The organism is Haliea atlantica (genome assembly GCF_054779855.1).
On sequence record NZ_BAAGXL010000006.1, the window covers coordinates 135,512 to 150,621 of the forward strand.

Annotated in this window: 17 protein-coding genes; 14 read left to right on the forward strand and 3 right to left on the reverse strand. The window is 67.0% G+C overall.

All coding sequences use genetic code 11. The features are described from left to right. The first annotated feature begins 143 nt into the window (after positions 1-143). The 10 genes from dnaX to ACYVGS_RS07315 all read left to right on the forward strand — a co-directional run bounded on the left by dnaX (position 144) and on the right by ACYVGS_RS07315 (position 8,570). Positions 144-1,982 (forward strand): DNA polymerase III subunit gamma/tau, encoded by a 1,839-nt coding sequence (dnaX, locus tag ACYVGS_RS07270; protein WP_460588003.1) that lies wholly within the window; start codon positions 144-146, stop codon positions 1,980-1,982. Beyond that, positions 1,979-2,302, forward strand: a complete 324-nt coding sequence (locus tag ACYVGS_RS07275) for a YbaB/EbfC family nucleoid-associated protein (RefSeq protein ID WP_460588004.1) — start codon at positions 1,979-1,981, stop codon at positions 2,300-2,302. The genes dnaX and ACYVGS_RS07275 overlap by 4 nt, the downstream gene beginning before the upstream one ends. Before the next feature lie 10 nt (positions 2,303-2,312). After that, on the forward strand, positions 2,313-2,918 hold the full coding sequence (gene recR, locus ACYVGS_RS07280) for a recombination mediator RecR (protein WP_460588005.1): 606 nt from the start codon (positions 2,313-2,315) through the stop codon (positions 2,916-2,918). After that, positions 2,915-4,030: a ribonuclease D gene (rnd, locus tag ACYVGS_RS07285; RefSeq protein WP_460588006.1), complete on the forward strand. Its 1,116-nt coding sequence runs from the start codon at positions 2,915-2,917 to the stop codon at positions 4,028-4,030. The genes recR and rnd overlap by 4 nt, the downstream gene beginning before the upstream one ends. Continuing rightward, positions 4,027-4,305 carry a YcgL domain-containing protein gene (locus ACYVGS_RS07290; protein ID WP_460588007.1) on the forward strand — a complete coding sequence of 93 codons (279 nt, stop codon included), beginning with the start codon at positions 4,027-4,029 and terminating at the stop codon, positions 4,303-4,305. Before rnd ends, ACYVGS_RS07290 begins: the two co-directional genes overlap by 4 nt. Continuing rightward, entirely contained in the window at positions 4,298-4,753 is a 456-nt protein-coding gene (locus ACYVGS_RS07295) for a YcgN family cysteine cluster protein (RefSeq protein ID WP_460588008.1), read from the forward strand. The genes ACYVGS_RS07290 and ACYVGS_RS07295 overlap by 8 nt, the downstream gene beginning before the upstream one ends. Continuing rightward, positions 4,750-5,100, forward strand: a complete 351-nt coding sequence (locus tag ACYVGS_RS07300) for a hypothetical protein (protein WP_460588009.1) — start codon at positions 4,750-4,752, stop codon at positions 5,098-5,100. Before ACYVGS_RS07295 ends, ACYVGS_RS07300 begins: the two co-directional genes overlap by 4 nt. After that, positions 5,097-6,479, forward strand: coding sequence for a vWA domain-containing protein (locus ACYVGS_RS07305; RefSeq protein ID WP_460588010.1), 1,383 nt, complete (start codon positions 5,097-5,099; stop codon positions 6,477-6,479). Before ACYVGS_RS07300 ends, ACYVGS_RS07305 begins: the two co-directional genes overlap by 4 nt. Before the next feature lie 62 nt (positions 6,480-6,541). Beyond that, complete coding sequence (locus ACYVGS_RS07310) at positions 6,542-7,390, forward strand: AAA family ATPase (protein ID WP_460588011.1); 849 nt, start codon at positions 6,542-6,544, stop codon at positions 7,388-7,390. 4 nt (positions 7,391-7,394) lie between these two features. Then, the gene (locus ACYVGS_RS07315; protein ID WP_460588012.1) at positions 7,395-8,570 is read left to right on the forward strand and encodes a vWA domain-containing protein; all 1,176 of its coding nucleotides are present in this window, start codon (positions 7,395-7,397) and stop codon (positions 8,568-8,570) included. Between the two features lie 97 nt (positions 8,571-8,667). Here ACYVGS_RS07315 and ACYVGS_RS07320 read toward each other — a convergent pair whose 3' ends face one another. Next, entirely contained in the window at positions 8,668-9,453 is a 786-nt protein-coding gene (locus tag ACYVGS_RS07320) for a TrmH family RNA methyltransferase (RefSeq protein WP_460588013.1), read from the reverse strand. Then, positions 9,450-10,355, reverse strand: coding sequence for an IclR family transcriptional regulator (locus ACYVGS_RS07325; RefSeq protein ID WP_460588014.1), 906 nt, complete (start codon positions 10,353-10,355; stop codon positions 9,450-9,452). Before ACYVGS_RS07325 ends, ACYVGS_RS07320 begins: the two co-directional genes overlap by 4 nt. Before the next feature lie 142 nt (positions 10,356-10,497). Between ACYVGS_RS07325 and ACYVGS_RS07330 the strand changes: the two genes are divergently transcribed. Then, positions 10,498-10,755, forward strand: a complete 258-nt coding sequence (locus ACYVGS_RS07330; protein WP_460588015.1) for a glutaredoxin family protein — start codon at positions 10,498-10,500, stop codon at positions 10,753-10,755. A gap of 33 nt (positions 10,756-10,788) precedes the next feature. On the opposite strand, the gene ACYVGS_RS07335 is transcribed toward ACYVGS_RS07330, so the two are convergent. Then, positions 10,789-11,223 (reverse strand): adenine nucleotide alpha hydrolase family protein, encoded by a 435-nt coding sequence (locus tag ACYVGS_RS07335; protein ID WP_460588016.1) that lies wholly within the window; start codon positions 11,221-11,223, stop codon positions 10,789-10,791. Positions 11,224-11,351: 128 nt separating this feature from the next. Here ACYVGS_RS07335 and ACYVGS_RS07340 point away from each other — a divergent pair, with 128 nt between their 5' ends. From ACYVGS_RS07340 to ACYVGS_RS07350, 3 genes are all read left to right on the forward strand, one after another. Then, positions 11,352-11,801, forward strand: a complete 450-nt coding sequence (locus tag ACYVGS_RS07340) for a hypothetical protein (protein WP_460588017.1) — start codon at positions 11,352-11,354, stop codon at positions 11,799-11,801. A 113-nt stretch (positions 11,802-11,914) separates the two neighbouring features. Next, a complete protein-coding gene (gene topA, locus ACYVGS_RS07345) occupies positions 11,915-14,644 on the forward strand; it encodes a type I DNA topoisomerase (protein ID WP_460588018.1) in 2,730 nt (909 codons plus the stop codon). Next, positions 14,641-15,105 carry a hypothetical protein gene (locus ACYVGS_RS07350; RefSeq protein ID WP_460588019.1) on the forward strand — a complete coding sequence of 155 codons (465 nt, stop codon included), beginning with the start codon at positions 14,641-14,643 and terminating at the stop codon, positions 15,103-15,105. Before topA ends, ACYVGS_RS07350 begins: the two co-directional genes overlap by 4 nt. Positions 15,106-15,110 lie beyond the last annotated feature (5 nt).

Consider the following 15,110-nt stretch of genomic DNA (forward strand, 5'->3'; position numbering starts at 1 on the left):
AACCATAAGTGGCCGCGCGGCACTTGTCCATGCCTGGCCACTGGCCCGCGGGGCTATCCGGCCGCCCGCCATGAGGGGAGCGGCGCTTTGGATACCCCTCTGGCTGGTGTATCCTTGGCCTTTTCCGCAAGGCGCGTATTTTCATGTCCTACCAGGTTCTCGCCCGCAAATGGCGCCCCAGCCGATTCAGTGAACTGGTCGGCCAGGAGCACGTGCGTCAGGCGCTGGTAAATGCCCTGGATCACGACCGCCTGCACCACGCCTACCTGTTCACCGGCACCCGCGGCGTGGGCAAGACCACCATTGCGCGCATCTTTGCCAAGAGCCTGAACTGCGAGGCCGGGGTGAGTTCGGAGCCCTGCGGCCGTTGCAGTGCCTGCGAGGAGATCGCCCAGGGGCGCAGCGTCGACCTGCTGGAGATCGATGCCGCCTCGCGGACCAAGGTGGAGGACACCCGCGAGCTGCTGGACAACGTGCAGTACGCCCCCACCCGCTCGCGCTTCAAGGTCTACCTGATCGACGAGGTGCACATGCTCTCCAACAGCAGCTTCAATGCGCTGTTGAAGACCCTCGAGGAGCCGCCACCCCACGTCAAGTTCCTGCTTGCCACCACCGACCCGCAGAAGTTGCCGGCGACAGTGCTGTCCCGCTGTCTGCAGTTCAACCTCAAGAACATGTTGCCGGAGCAGGTGGTTGGGCACCTGCGCCAGGTGCTCGAGACGGAGATGATCCCCTTCGAGGAGCCCGCATTGTGGTTGCTCGCCCGGGCGGCCGACGGCAGCATGCGCGACGCCCTCAGCCTCACCGATCAGGCGATCGCCTTCGGCAGTGGCAGTGTGCACGAGGCACAGGTGCGCAGCATGCTGGGTACGGTGGACACCCACTTTGTGCTGGATCTGCTGCGGGCCCTGGCCGAGGGCGAGCCCGGGCCGGTGCTGGATATCGTGGCGCGCATGGCGGAGCACGCGCCGGATTTTGCCGCCAGCCTCGACGAGATGCTCTCTGTCCTGCACCAGCTCGCGGTACAGCAGTTCCTGCCGGGCAGCGACCGCCTGCGCGGGGATGCTCCCGGCCTGGCGGAACTGGCGGGGCGCCTCAGTGCGGAGGATGTGCAGCTGTGGTACCAGATGGCGCTGCAGGGCAAGCGCGATCTCCCCTGGGCAGCGGACCCCCGCAGCGGCTTCGAGATGAGCCTGCTGCGAATGCTCGCTTTCCGCCCGGCGATGCTGCCACCGGGCGCCTTCGAGGACGATAGGGAACGCCAGGCTGCCGGGGAGGGCAGCCCCGGGGGAAAAAAGCCGGCTGAGCCGACGCCAGTCCCGGTGTCGGCTCCCGCGCAGCGCCTCCCGCCGACGCCCGCTGAGCCTTCCACCGCGCCAGCCGCCACGACCGCGCCGGCTCCGGCGGCCGCTGGCGCCGCACCCGTGGCGCCGGCCCTGTCTGTGAGGGGCCCTCCGGCCCCGCCCTCGACCTCGACTCCGCCTCCGGCGTCTTCCACCCTGCGCCCGGCACCCGCGGGTGGGCCAGATGCGGGTGCGGACGAGGCGGAGGATGGCGAGCCGGCGGAAGCGCCTGACCTGGACACCCTGGCCGGTGACTGGCCGGCCCTGCTGGAGTCCCTCGGGCTGGTGGGCATCGTGTACAATATTGCCCTGCATTGCGAGCTGCGCGCGTGGCAGGGCGCCGACTTCCAGTTCGTGCTGGACGAGCGGCATGCGGCGCTCTACAACAGCGGTCACGACGAGCGCCTGCGCAAGGCCCTGGAGCTGCGCCTGGAACAGCCCGTGACGGTGAAGATCACCCTCGGCGCGGTGGCCGGCGAGACCCCGGCACAGCGGCAGCAGAGGCTGGCTGCCCAGCGGCAGCAGGAGGCAGAGCGGGAGGTGGATCAGGACCCGCTGCTGAAACACTTGATAGCCCGTTTCGACGGGCGTTTGGACCGGTCGTCCATCGCGCCGGTAGATACCCAGGAGCCACGATGAAAGGCAATCTCTCCGAACTCATGCAACAGGCCCAGAAAATGCAGGCGGACATGCAGCGCGCCCAGGAAGAGCTGGCCCGCGCCGAGGTCGAGGGCGAAGCGGCCGCCGGGCTGGTCAAGGTGGTGATGACCGGGCGTCACGACGTGCGCCGGGTGAGCATCGACGACAGCGTGCTGGGCGAGGACAAGGAAGTGCTGGAGGACCTGCTCGCGGCGGCCGTTAACGACGCGGTGCGCAAGGTCGAGGCCCACAATCGTGAAGCGATGTCCGGGCTGACCGCGGGCATGAACCTGCCGGCCGGCTTCAAGCTGCCGTTCTGAGACCTGGCCGATGAAGTTCAGCCCCGCACTGGGCAACCTGGTCGAGGCCCTGCGCTGCCTGCCCGGTGTTGGCCCCAAGTCCGCCCAGCGCATGACCCTGCACCTGCTGGAACGCGATCGCGCCGGGGCCATGCGCCTGGCTTCCGCGCTCGAAGACGCCATGCAACGGGTCGATCACTGCAGCCGCTGTCGCAATTACACCGAACAGGATGTCTGTGAAATCTGCAGCGACCCGCGGCGTGACCCGCAGACGGTCTGCGTGGTGGAGAGCCCCTCCGACGTGATGGCGGTGGAGTACAGCGGAGGCTATCGCGGGCGTTATTTCGTGCTCATGGGGCACCTGTCGCCGATTGACGGCATCGGCCCCGCCGAGCTCGGTCTCGATCGCTTTCTCGAGCGCGTGGCCGAGGAGGGCGTCACGGAGGTGATTCTGGCCACCAACCCCACCGTCGAGGGCGAGGCAACCGCCTGGTACCTCACCGAGGCCCTGCCGGCCTCGGTCAATGTCTCGCGCATCGCCCACGGCGTGCCCCTGGGTGGCGAGCTGGAATACGTGGATGGCAATACCCTGGCCCACGCCTTCAGCGGCCGCCGCCGTGTCGAGCGTCCGGCATGAGCTGGCGCTGGATCGACAGCAGCGCGGCGCTGCAGCAGGTCCTCGACGACCACGCCGACTGCGCGGTGGTGGCCATGGATACCGAGTTCATGCGCCGGGACACCTTCTACCCCCAGGTGGCCCTGGTGCAGCTCTGCTTCGACAGCCAGGCCTTCCTGGTCGACCCCCTGGCGCTGGCGGACACCGCTTCCCTGAAAACCCTCCTTTCCCGCCCCGATGTGGTCAAGGTCTTTCACTCGGTCAGCGAGGATCTCGAGGTCTTCGATCGCTGGTTGGGTGTCCTCCCGGAACCCCTGTTTGACACCCAGCGGGCCGCGGCACTGCTCGGCGAGGATTTTGGCATTGGCTACAGTGGGCTGGTGGAACGCTTGTGCGGGGAGTCGCTGGCCAAGGGGGAAACCCGCTCCGACTGGCTGCAGCGCCCCCTCACGGCATCGCAGTGTGACTACGCGGCCCAGGATGTCACCTGGCTGATGGCGGTTTGGCGGGTACTCGACGCACGCGCACGGGAGCAGGGGCGCCTGGAGTGGGTTCTCCAGGAGGGGCGCGACACCCTGGCCAGTTTCCGCGACAGCCAGGCGCACCCGGTCCAGCGTATCAAGTCGGCGTGGAAGCTGAACCGCCGCCAGCTGGCCCTGTTGATGCGCATTTGCGAGTGGCGCGAGGCGGAGGCCCGGCGGCGCGACAAGCCCCGGGGCTGGATTGTCGACGATGCGGCCTGTCTGGCTATTGCCCAGGCCCAGCCACCGAACGCGGAAACCCTGGGCCGGGTCGAGGCATTGAACCCCGCGGCCCGACGTCGCTACGGCGAGGTGTTCCAGGGCCTGGTCGAGGAGGTGGCTGGTCTGCAGGAGGCGGCGCTGCCGCAGCGTCTGCCTGCGCCCCTGAACGCCGAGGAGCGCAAGCGTCTCAAGCGTCTCAAGCAGCGCGGCCAGGCCCTGGCGGAGGGGCTCGGCGTGGCGCCGGCTCTGGCGCTGGCGGGGCGGGACTACGAACTGTTGTTGCGCGAATCGGGCGGCACGTCGGTAGCGCCGCCGCCGAGCTGGGGCGGCTGGCGCGAGACGCAGCTGATTGGCCCTCTGCGACAGCTATTGAAGGAAGGACAGTTGTGAAACGTATCTGCCAGATTTATCGCAGCCCGCGCCGGGCCGAGATGTATCTCTATGTCGACAAGGCGCGCGGACTGGCGGATGTTCCCGAGGCACTGCTGCAGCAGTTCGGTGAGCCCCAGCCGGTCATGGTGCTGGCCCTGGATGCCGGGCGTCACCTGGCGCGTGTCGCCGTGGTCGATGTTCTGGACAGCATTGCGCAGCGCGGCTTTTTCCTGCAGATGCCCCCCGCAGAACCCGCGGAGGCTCCGCTGCAGCCCGGGCCGGCACATGACTAACTGGTGGGACAGCCTGCCCCTGGAGGCCCTGGACCAGCAGCAGTGGGAGGCGCTCTGCGACGGCTGTGGTCGCTGTTGCCTGCACAAGCTGCAGGATGAGTACAGCGGCGAGTTGTTCTACACCCGCGTGCACTGCCAGTACCTGGACCTCGCCGGATGTCGCTGCACGGTCTATCCCACGCGCCAACGCTGGGTGCCGGACTGCGTGGTACTGGATCGGTCGCGGCCCGAGGAATTCGAGTGGATGCCCGGCACCTGTGCCTACCGGCTGCGGGCCCACGGCAAGCCACTGCCTGCCTGGCATCCCCTGCGCACCGGCGATCCGGAGTCCGTGCGCCGGGCGGGAATCACCCTGGACGAGCGCGCGATCTCGGAGGAACACGTGCATCCCGACAGTCTCGAGGAGCACATTGTGCACTGGGTCGACAGCAGGGAGGAGACAGCATGACGGCGGAGGCCTATCCGATTGCCCTGGGTGCCTACCTGGGTTCGGCTCTGCTTGCCCTGGTCCTGTTTGGCTGGTGGCTGCGCGGCTGCTGGGGGCCCGGCCGACGCTGTCTGCTGTTGCTCTGCGGCGCGGCCCTGTTGTTGACCCCGGCCTTTCCCCACGGGGGTGTCGATACCCTCGCGCCGGCGCTGGTCGTCGCCGCCTTTCAGTTCTTCACTTCCGGCGAGCTGGCCTCGGCGACGCACGCCCTCAGACCGCTCGCTGCGGCGCTGCTGGCGGCCGTGATAATCACCGCGCTGCTGCGCCTGACGCTGTGGCGGACGCGGGCGGAGACGCCCAGATCGTGATCCGGCGTTTGCGGCAAGTCCTGCTGGCGGCCCTGCTCGGGTTTGTGATCAGCCCCTTCGCACAGGCCACCTATGACCTGCGGCTGGTGGTGCAGGCAGACTGGCTGGAGGATCCCGCGACCCGGGAGGCGGTCAGCCTGGTGCTGCACCTGCTGCCCGAGGGCGGGCGCGTCGGGCTTTGGCGCTACGGCGCCAGGGCCGAGTCTCTGCTTCCCCCGGGCACCGTGGATGCCGACTGGCGTGACCGGGCACTGGCCTCGCTGCAGGGGGAACCCGGGGAGGGTGGCGCCCAACTGCCGGCGGCACTCGACGCCGCCCTGGCTGCGGCTCCCGCCGATCCGGCCTGGCCGCGTGCCCTACTGCTGATGGGCGACGGACGCGTCGAGGTGGCGGACTCGCCCATGGTCAATGCCGCCGGTGCCCGGGACCTGGACGCTCGCTTTGCCGACAGCGAGTCGCTCAGCTGGCCGATCTATACCGCCGTTGCCGGTCGCGGGCCGGGGGCGGACCTGTTGGCGTCCCTCGCCCGCAATAGCGGAGGCCAGGCGCTGCCTGCCCAGGCAAGCCCGGCGGATACCTGGTGGCGGGTATTGAGCGCCGCGCTGCCCATGACCCGTCTGCCCCTGCGCGAAGGACGAGTGCAGGTGCCCGGGGAGACCCGCACACTGACCTGGTTGATCGCCTCCGCCAAGCCGGCCCTGAGCATCCGCCCGGCACAGGCGCTTGTCGGTGACGGCGAGGGCGCGCGCGAAGGCGCGGCGAATGCGAGTACGGCCGGCCCCGGTGAAACTCGCGTGCGTTTTGCGGCGCACCGGCTGCGCCGCTGGGAGTCCCCGTCCCCCGGTGAATGGCGGGTGGACGGTGAAGACCTCGAGCAGGTCGCGGTCTTTGCTTCCCTGCCCCTGAGTCCCGCTCGCCGCGAGCTGCCGACGCGTGTCCTGGCCGGGGAGGCCCTGGAGGGGAGCTTCGGTCTGCTCCAGGAGGGTGTCGCGGGCGGACTCCCGGAGGAGGGGCGCTGGCGGGTACGGCTCGAGGGGCCCGCGGACTATGTCGCGGTAGCCAGTCCGGAACCGCTATCCGGGCGCCTGCCCCTGCTCTTCTCGCCCCTGCAGCAGCCGGGCTGGTATCGCCTGCAAATCACTCTGGAGCGCGGCCCGGAACGTCTGAGCTGGGTCTACCGGCTGCAGGTGGAGCCGGCGGCGACCGGGTCTTCCATCAGCACCCGTCCACCGGATCTTCCGCAGGCCAACCTGCGTACCGCAACGCTGTCGCTGCTGGTGTTTCTGCTTGGCGCGGGCATCCTGATAAGCTGGATTCTGCGCCGCCGCCGCCGGCACAAGCTGCGCCTCTGGGAGCAGCGCCGCGGCCGCTCAACTTGAACCCCGCGGGCGCTGCCAGTACCCTTGAGCGCTTTCCGACCTGCTGACTGGATGAACCACCAATGACACAATTCGAGGGAACCGATCGCTACGTCGCCACAGACGACCTGCGCATGGCGGTCAATGCCGCCGTTACCCTGCAACGCCCGCTGCTGATCAAGGGCGAGCCGGGCACCGGCAAGACCATGCTGGCCGAGGAGGTGGCGCGCGGCCTGGGCAAGCGCCTGATCCAGTGGCACATCAAGTCGACCACCAAGGCCCAGCAGGGGCTGTACGAATACGATGCCGTGTCCCGCCTGCGGGATTCCCAGCTTGGGGACGACAAGGTCCACGACATTGCCAACTACATCAAGAAAGGCAAGCTGTGGGAGGCCTTCGAGGCAGACGAGCAGGTGGTGCTGCTGATCGACGAGATCGACAAGGCCGATATCGAGTTTCCCAACGACCTGCTGGTCGAGCTCGACCGCATGGAGTTCTTTGTCTACGAGACCGGGCAGACGGTTGTCGCACGCCACCGCCCGATCATTATTATCACCAGCAACAACGAAAAGGAGTTGCCGGACGCCTTCCTGCGCCGCTGCTTCTTCCACTTCATCAACTTCCCCGACCGCGACACCATGCGGGAAATCATTGATGTGCATCACCCGGGGATCGCCCAGGCCCTGGTCCAGGAGGCCCTGGAGGTCTTCTTCGACCTGCGCGACATCCCCGGTCTGAAAAAGAAGCCCTCGACCTCCGAGCTGATCGACTGGCTGAAGCTCCTCCTGGCCGACGACCTGCCGGAGCAGGTGCTCAAGAACCGCGACCCCAGCAAGGCAATTCCGCCGCTCTACGGTGCCCTGCTGAAGAACGAACAAGACGTGCATCTGCTCGAGCGCCTGGCCTTCATGCATCGCCGGGAGGCCCGCTGACCCTATGCTGGTCAACTTCTTCCACGGCCTGCGCGATGCCGGTATTCCGGTCACCACCCGGGAGCTGCTCGACTTGCTCACCGGTCTGCGGGCACGGGTGGCCTTCGGTTCGATCGACGACTTTTACTACTTCAGTCGCACCTGCCTGGTGAAGGACGAGAAGTACTTTGACCGTTTCGACCGCGCCTTTGGCCTGCACTTCCGCGACCTGGAGGCCATGGATGACGTGATCGAGGCGCTGATCCCCGACGACTGGCTGCGCTCGGAATTCATCAAGCAGTTGAGCGAGGAGGACAAGGCGAAGATCGAGTCCCTGGGGGGGCTGGAGAAGCTGATCGAGGAGTTCAAGAAGCGCCTGGAGGAGCAGAAAGAGCGTCACGCCGGGGGCAACAAGTGGATCGGCACGGGTGGCACCTCGCCTTTCGGTCAGGAGGGATACCACCCGGAAGGTATCCGGGTCGGCCCCAACGGCCGCAACAAGCGGGCGGTGAAGGTCTGGGACAAGCGGGAATTCCGCAACCTGGACGACAGCGTGGAACTCGGCACGCGCAATATCAAGGTGGCTTTGCGGCGCCTGCGCAAGTTTGCACGCACCGGCGCTGCCGAGGAGCTCGACCTCGACGACACTATCCACTCCACCGCGCGCAATGCCGGCCTGCTGGATATTCGCATGGTGCCGGAGCGGCACAACGCGGTAAAAGTGCTGCTGTTTTTCGACGTCGGCGGCTCCATGGATCCCCACGTGCGGGTGTGCGAGGAGCTGTTTTCCGCGGCGCGCACCGAGTTCAAGCACATGGAGTATTTCTACTTCCACAACTTCATCTACGAGAGCGTCTGGCGCAACAATATCCGTCGCCACAACGAGCGCATCCCGCTGCTGGACGTGATGCACAAGTACAGCCACGACTACAAGGTGATCTTCATCGGCGACGCGGCGATGTCGCCCTACGAGATCGTGCAGCCGGGGGGCTCGGTGGAGCACTGGAATGAGGAATCCGGCGAGGTCTGGATGCGTCGACTGCGCCAGACCTATGAAAAGGTCGCCTGGATCAATCCGGTACCCCGGGAAGAGTGGGAGTACACCCAGTCCACCCAGATGACCCGGCAATTACTCGAGGACCACATGTATCCCCTGACCTTGCGCGGTCTGGAGGATGCCATGGCCTATCTCTCGAAATAGCCCGCTGCGAGCTCCCCCGCCGCGGGATTTCCGCTGCCCTTGTGGTGCCTGCTGGTGCGGGCAGTCCGCTGCCAGGCCCCTTGCCGGCCAGTTTCCATCACTCAGCCGCGCTGCCCTGGAGGGCTCCGGCAAAGGCGATCAGGCTGGCGGTCACCGCGACGTTCAGGGATTCGACGCCGTTGTGCATGGGGATGGACAGGCCGCGATCCGCCAGTTTCCCGACTTCCCGGCTGACTCCCTCCGTTTCATTGCCCAGTACAAAGACGACGTGGCCCGAGGGGCGGTAGGCAAACAGTGACTCCCGCGCGTCGGCGCGCAGGGTGCACAGCTCGAAACCGGCGGCCCGACATTCACCCAAAGCCTCGATCACGCTCTCGCATCGCAGCAGCGGGGCGCGGTACACCGTCCCCGCACTGGCCTTGATCACCAGCGGACCCAGGCCCGCGCAGCCGCGGTTGGGCAGCAGAATGCCATCGATGCTGCCGGCGGCGGCGGAGCGGATCAGCATGCCCAGGTTCTGCGGATTGCTGATACCGTCCAGGGCCAGCAGTCGCTGGGGCCGCGGGGGCAGGGCCGCCAGGTAATCGCCCAGGCTGGCGAAGCGCGGGCAGAGGATGTCCGCCGCGACGCCCTGGTCCTGGCGACCGTTGCGGGAGATGCGCGCGAGCTCGGTGCGGCTGTGGTAGTGCAGGGGGATCTCGCGCCGCGCGGCCTGGCGCAGGATTTCCCGCAGCACGCCTTCTTCGCGATTGCTGTCCGCCAGGTGCAGGGCGTGGCAGGTCAGGCCCTCGGTCTGCAGGGCCTCGAGTACCGGTTTGCGCCCGTAGACGGTCAGGACCCGCTGGAAGAAAGCCTTGCGGGCGGCGTAGTCGTGACTGCTCACTTGCTGCCGTCGTCGCCGCCGGCGAGCCGCGTTACCCGGTCCGCGGATTGCTTCATGCGCGCGGCGATATCTTCAATCTGGGCGCCGGTGATGGCGTTTTCGATCGAGCCGGCCACGAAACACAGGACCGGTACCTGGCGGGCGACGAACACCGGCACGGCGATGGTGGCGACCTCGTAGCGCGCCTTGGGGTCGATGCGGTCGAGGTGGTAGTGTTCCAGGCAGACATCCCGCTGGTAGCGGTTGGTGGCTTCCTCCAGCTCCTCGAGGCTCCAGGACTGGTGAATCCGCTCGAGCTCCCGGGTGAGTTCGGCCTCGGCGCGGGTCTTCAGCGTCACTTCGTAGCCGCGGGCGCGAATCGCTATCACCGAAACCCGCAGTTTCTGATCCAGTCGCTCGTTGTAGCCACCGCGGGACTCATGCGCGCGCGTCAGCCAGGCCTCCAGCTGCTTGGCCGGCGAAAATGCGGTGAAGCAGGCGGCGATCGGCGCGGTATTGGGCAGGCGCAGCCCGAGCTGGAAGCTGTCCATCAGCGGGGTGGCGTTGCCGTAGAGGGCCAGCAGTACCTGGTGGAGCTTGGAGCGGGCGGTCACGGCAAAGCCGAGATTGAGGTCGCTGTTCAGGCCCTCCAGTTCGGGCCTGGCATACTCCAGCACCGGGAACTGGGCAAAGGCCGCATTGCCCGCGGCAATGATGGAAGGGCCCAGGCGGTAGGCCTTGGTCTTGGGGTGTTGCACCAGGAAGCCGTAGTTGGCCATGGTGGTCAGGATGGCGTGGCAGGTGGCCTTGTTCAGGTTCAGGCGCCGGGTCATTTCGGTCAGCCCGAAGGCCTGTTGTGGGTTGGCCATCAACAGGTCGAGGATGGCCAGAGCCCTGGCCGTCGGTTGCGAAAATAACGCCACAGTATTGCTCCCGGTGAATCCTTGGCTGGTTCAGTATACTATACCTGACCAGTGTACCGTTTCCGCGAAGAGGGGCCAATCAGGCCGGAAATCGCCGCGATCCGTCAGGATGAGGGCGCATTAAACAACAGGAGTGAGACTCGTGCCAGACCCCGGTGACCCGCCACTGACACTCTATGGAACCAGCGCCTGCCACTTGTGCGAGCAAGCGGAGGCGGTGCTGCAGCGGGTGCTGGACGCCGGACTGGTCTCCGGCGTTGCCGTGGTGGACATCAGCGAGACGGAAGACCTGATGCAGCGCTTCGCGCTGCGCATTCCGGTACTCAAGAGTGCCGATGGCAGGGAACTCGACTGGCCCTTTGGCGAGGCCGAGGTACTTGCCTTCCTTTCGCCTGCCTGAGTGTGACGCCCCGCCACAGCGGCCGGCCGGTCCTCAGCTGCCCACGCGCACCGCGAGGACATCGCAGCTGGCGCCGTGGAGTACGCCGTTGGCGGTCGAGCCCATCAGCAGGGCCAGGCCATAGCGGCCGTGGCTGCCGACCACGATCAGGTCGGCGCCGATTTCCTCGGCCTTCTCGTGGATCTCGACTTCCGGTCGGCCGAGCACGATGTACTGGCGGTCGGCGGCGATCTTCCAGGTCTCGCCAAACTTGGCGAGTTGCTGGGTGGCCTGTTGGTGGATCTCGTCCTGGATGCCCGAGAAGTCCATCGGGATGTCGCCGCCGTAGGCGAAGCTCAGGGGCTCGATCACGTGGATCAGGTGCAGTTCCGCGCCGGAGCCTTCGGCCAGCCCCCGGGCGCGCTCGGCAACTTCGGGGGAGTCTTCGCTGAGGTCGACGGCGATCAGCAGTTTCTTGTAATTGGCCATGGTGCAGCTCCAGAGACTTCGGGTTTTCGACAGACCGCTGTTATAGCATACTGCGTCGCCGCGTATACACCCGCATCGCTCCCCGAGCCGCTGGCATGCGCTTTCATTGATCCCGCTCAGGTCCAGTCGTGGAATTACTCTTGATAGCCGGCGCCATCCTGATGGTGCTGGCGCCCTTGTCGAATTTCTTTCCCTCCCCGCGCCAACGGCGCCAGGCCTCGCTGCGCCAGGCTGCCGCCCAGGCGGGGCTGTTTGTCGAGTTCCGCGATCTGCCCGGTGGCCGTTCGCCCACGAACCCGGAGATCGGCGAGGTGATTTACTACGGCCTGCGGCTGCCGCCGTCCCTGGCCCGCGGTCGCCGCCGGCAGGCCTGGTGGCGGGAGGGCCCGGCCTGGACCCCGCTGCCCGCGGCCGGTCCGGCTCCCTCCTGCCTCGAGGGCTGCCCGGAGGAGGTGCTGGCCGCCAGCGTGGATGAGGGAAGTTGCGGTCTCTACTGGCAAGAGCAGGGCGATGCCGCTATGGTGCAGAGCATGGGCAAACTGCTGGTTCAGTGGCGTGATTCGCTCGAACAGCGCTGACCCGGGCCGGGCACGGCCGGGACTGCTCGCCTTGACCGCGACCGGCGAGCCCCGTATATATGCGTCCTTTTCACCTTGGGCAGCCGAGCGTTGGCTGCGACCTGCGGGAGTTTATGGGTAAATCACTCGTCATAGTCGAGTCGCCTGCCAAGGCGAAGACGATCAACAAATACCTGGGCCCGGATTTCATCGTGAAGTCCAGCGTCGGGCATATCCGTGACCTGCCGACCTCGGGCAGCACGGCTCCGGTAGACCCCAAGGAGCGCGCCGCCCAGGCCGCGCGAACGCGCAAGATGTCCCCCGACGAGAAGGCTGCCCACCGCAAGGCCAAGGCCCGCGAGCAGCTGGTGCGGCGCATGGGTATCGATCCCGAGCACGGCTGGAAAGCCCGCTACCAGATCCTGCCCGGCAAGGAAAAAGTGGTTTCCGAGCTGAAGAAACTGGCTGCCGACTGTGACGCCGTCTACCTGGCGACTGACCTTGATCGCGAGGGAGAGGCTATCGCCTGGCATTTGCGCGAGGCGATTGGCGGCGATGACAAGCGCTACCAGCGGGTGGTGTTCAACGAAATCACCAAGAATGCGATCACCGAGGCCTTTCAGCACCCCGCCCACCTCGACCAGAACCGGGTCAATGCCCAGCAGGCCCGGCGCTTTCTCGATCGCGTGGTGGGCTACATGGTGTCGCCACTGCTGTGGTCCAAGGTGGCCCGCGGCCTGTCCGCGGGGCGGGTGCAGTCGGTGGCGGTGCGCCTGATCGTCGAGCGCGAACGGGAAATTCGCGCCTTCGTACCTGAGGAATTCTGGGAGGTCCACGCCGACCTGTTGAGCCAGGAACAGACATCGACCCGTTTCGAGGTGCGCCGCCATCGCGGCGAGAACTTCCGGCCCGGCAATGAGCAGGCGGCCATGGCCGCGGTGGCGGAACTCGAGGGCCAGCAGTACCAGGTGGCGCAGCGGGAAGACAAGCCCACCCGCTCCAAGCCACCCGCCCCCTTTATCACCTCGACCCTGCAGCAGGCCGCCAGTACCCGGCTGGGTTTCTCGGTCAAGAAAACCATGACCATGGCCCAGCGCCTCTACGAGGCGGGCTACATCACCTACATGCGAACCGACTCCACCAACCTGAGCGACGAGGCGGTGGCCAGTTGCCGGGCCTACATCGGCGAGAGCTTCCCGGCGCGCTATCTTCCCGAGCAGCCCAACCGCTACTCCAGCAAGGAGGGCGCCCAGGAGGCCCACGAAGCCATCCGTCCCTCGGACGTGCGCCTCAAGCAGTCCGCGCTGCAGGGCATGGAGCGGGACGCGGAGCGTCTGTACGAGCTGATCTGGCGGCAGTTCGTCGCCTGCCAGATGACCCCCGCGGAATACCTGTCCACAACGGTGACCGTGCGCGCGGGTGACTACGAGCTGGCGGCACGCGGACGGATTGTGCGTTTTGACGGTTACACGCGGGTGCTGCCACCGGCCGGTCGCAAGGGCGAGGACGCCGTCCTGCCGGACCTGAAGGAAGGGGAAGCCCTGGCCCTGGAGGCCCTGCACCCGGCCCAGCATTTTACCAAGCCCCCGGCGCGCTACGGCGAGGCCAGCCTGGTGCGGGAGCTGGAAAAACGCGGTATCGGCCGTCCCTCGACCTACGCGTCGATTATTTCCACCATCCAGGATCGCGGCTATGTGCGCCTGGAGAACCGCCGCTTCTACGCCGAGAAAATGGGCGATATCGTGACCCAGCGGCTGCAGAACAGTTTCGCCGAGCTGCTGGATTACGGTTTCACCGCCAGCATGGAGGAGCACCTGGACGATGTCGCCCAGGGCGAGCTGGACTGGAAGCAGCTCCTCGACCGCTTCTACGCCGATTTCCGCGCCCAGCTGGAGCGCGCCGAGGAACCCCAGCCGGTGGGCATGCAGCCCAACGAGCCCACGATGACCGACATTCCCTGTGCCAAGTGCGGTCGTCCGATGCAGATCCGCACCGCGAGTACCGGGGTGTTCCTGGGCTGTTCGGGTTACTCGCTGCCGCCCAAGGAGCGCTGCAAGCACACCATCAACCTGATACCCGGCGACGAGGTCATTCGCGAGGATGCCGACGACGAGGCGGAGTCGCGCCTGTTGCGCTCCAAGCACCGCTGTCGCCTGTGCAATGCCGCCATGGACAGCTATCTGATCGACGAGCAGCGCAAGCTCCACGTCTGCGGCAACAACCCGGACTGTCCGGGCTACGAGGTGGAAAGCGGCAAGTTCAAGATCAAGGGCTACGACGGACCCACCCTGGAGTGCGACAAGTGCGGGGCGGAAATGCAGCTCAAGACCGGGCGTTTTGGCAAGTACTTCGGCTGTACCGCCGAGGACTGCAAGAACACCCGCAAGCTGCTGCGCAACGGCGAGCCGGCCCCGCCGAAGATGGACCCCGTGCCCATGCCCGAGTTGGCCTGTGAGAAAGTCGACGACCACTATGTCTTGCGCGACGGTGCCGCGGGCCTGTTTCTGGCGGCGAGCCAGTTCCCGCGCAACCGGGAGACGCGGGCGCCCTTCGTGGACGAGCTGTTGCCGCACCGGGATGAAATCGACCCCAAGTACACCTTTCTCTTCGATGCCCCGGTCACCGACCCCGAGGGTAACCGCACCCAGGTACGCTACAGCCGCAAGAGCGCCGAGCAGTACGTGATGAGCGAGGTTGACGGCAAGGCGACGGGCTGGCGTGCTGTCTATCGCAACGGCCGCTGGCAGCCCGAGGAGGGCAAGGCCGGCGCTGGCAAGGCAGCGGGCGGCAAGGGCGCCAAGTCGGGTACCGCTCGCAATCGCAAGGCGGCGCCGGCCAAGCGCAAGGCGGGTGCAAAAACATGAGTTCCGCCCGGGGACAGGCCAATCATCACCTCTACCTGGCCCGTCTGTTGCTGGAGGCCTGGCAGCAGGCGCGCGCCGCCGGCGAGCTGCGCGGCACCCTGGTGGACCAGGCCTGGGCCCCCGCGGTGCGTTTGCACCTGCAGCGCGCCTGGGGCTGGTTTCTGCTCGCGTTGGCGCAGCCCGCGCAACTGCCCCCCAGCCTTCCCGACTGTGTCGATGCGCTGCCCGCACCGCCCCCGGGGCGCAGTCTGCCGGCCGAGCTGGAAGAATGCCGGCAGCTGGAGTCCAGCCCCTGGCTGGCGCCCTATCTGCACGAGTCCGCGCTCGGCGAGCCGGCACCCGCAAGGGTCGGCCTGGCGGTGAGCGTCGATCCCGCCAGCGACCCCGAGGCCCTGGCGGCGACCCTGGACCGCCTGCGGGATACCTTCGATCGTCTCGGCAGTTTTGTCGACGAGAGCTGATAGCG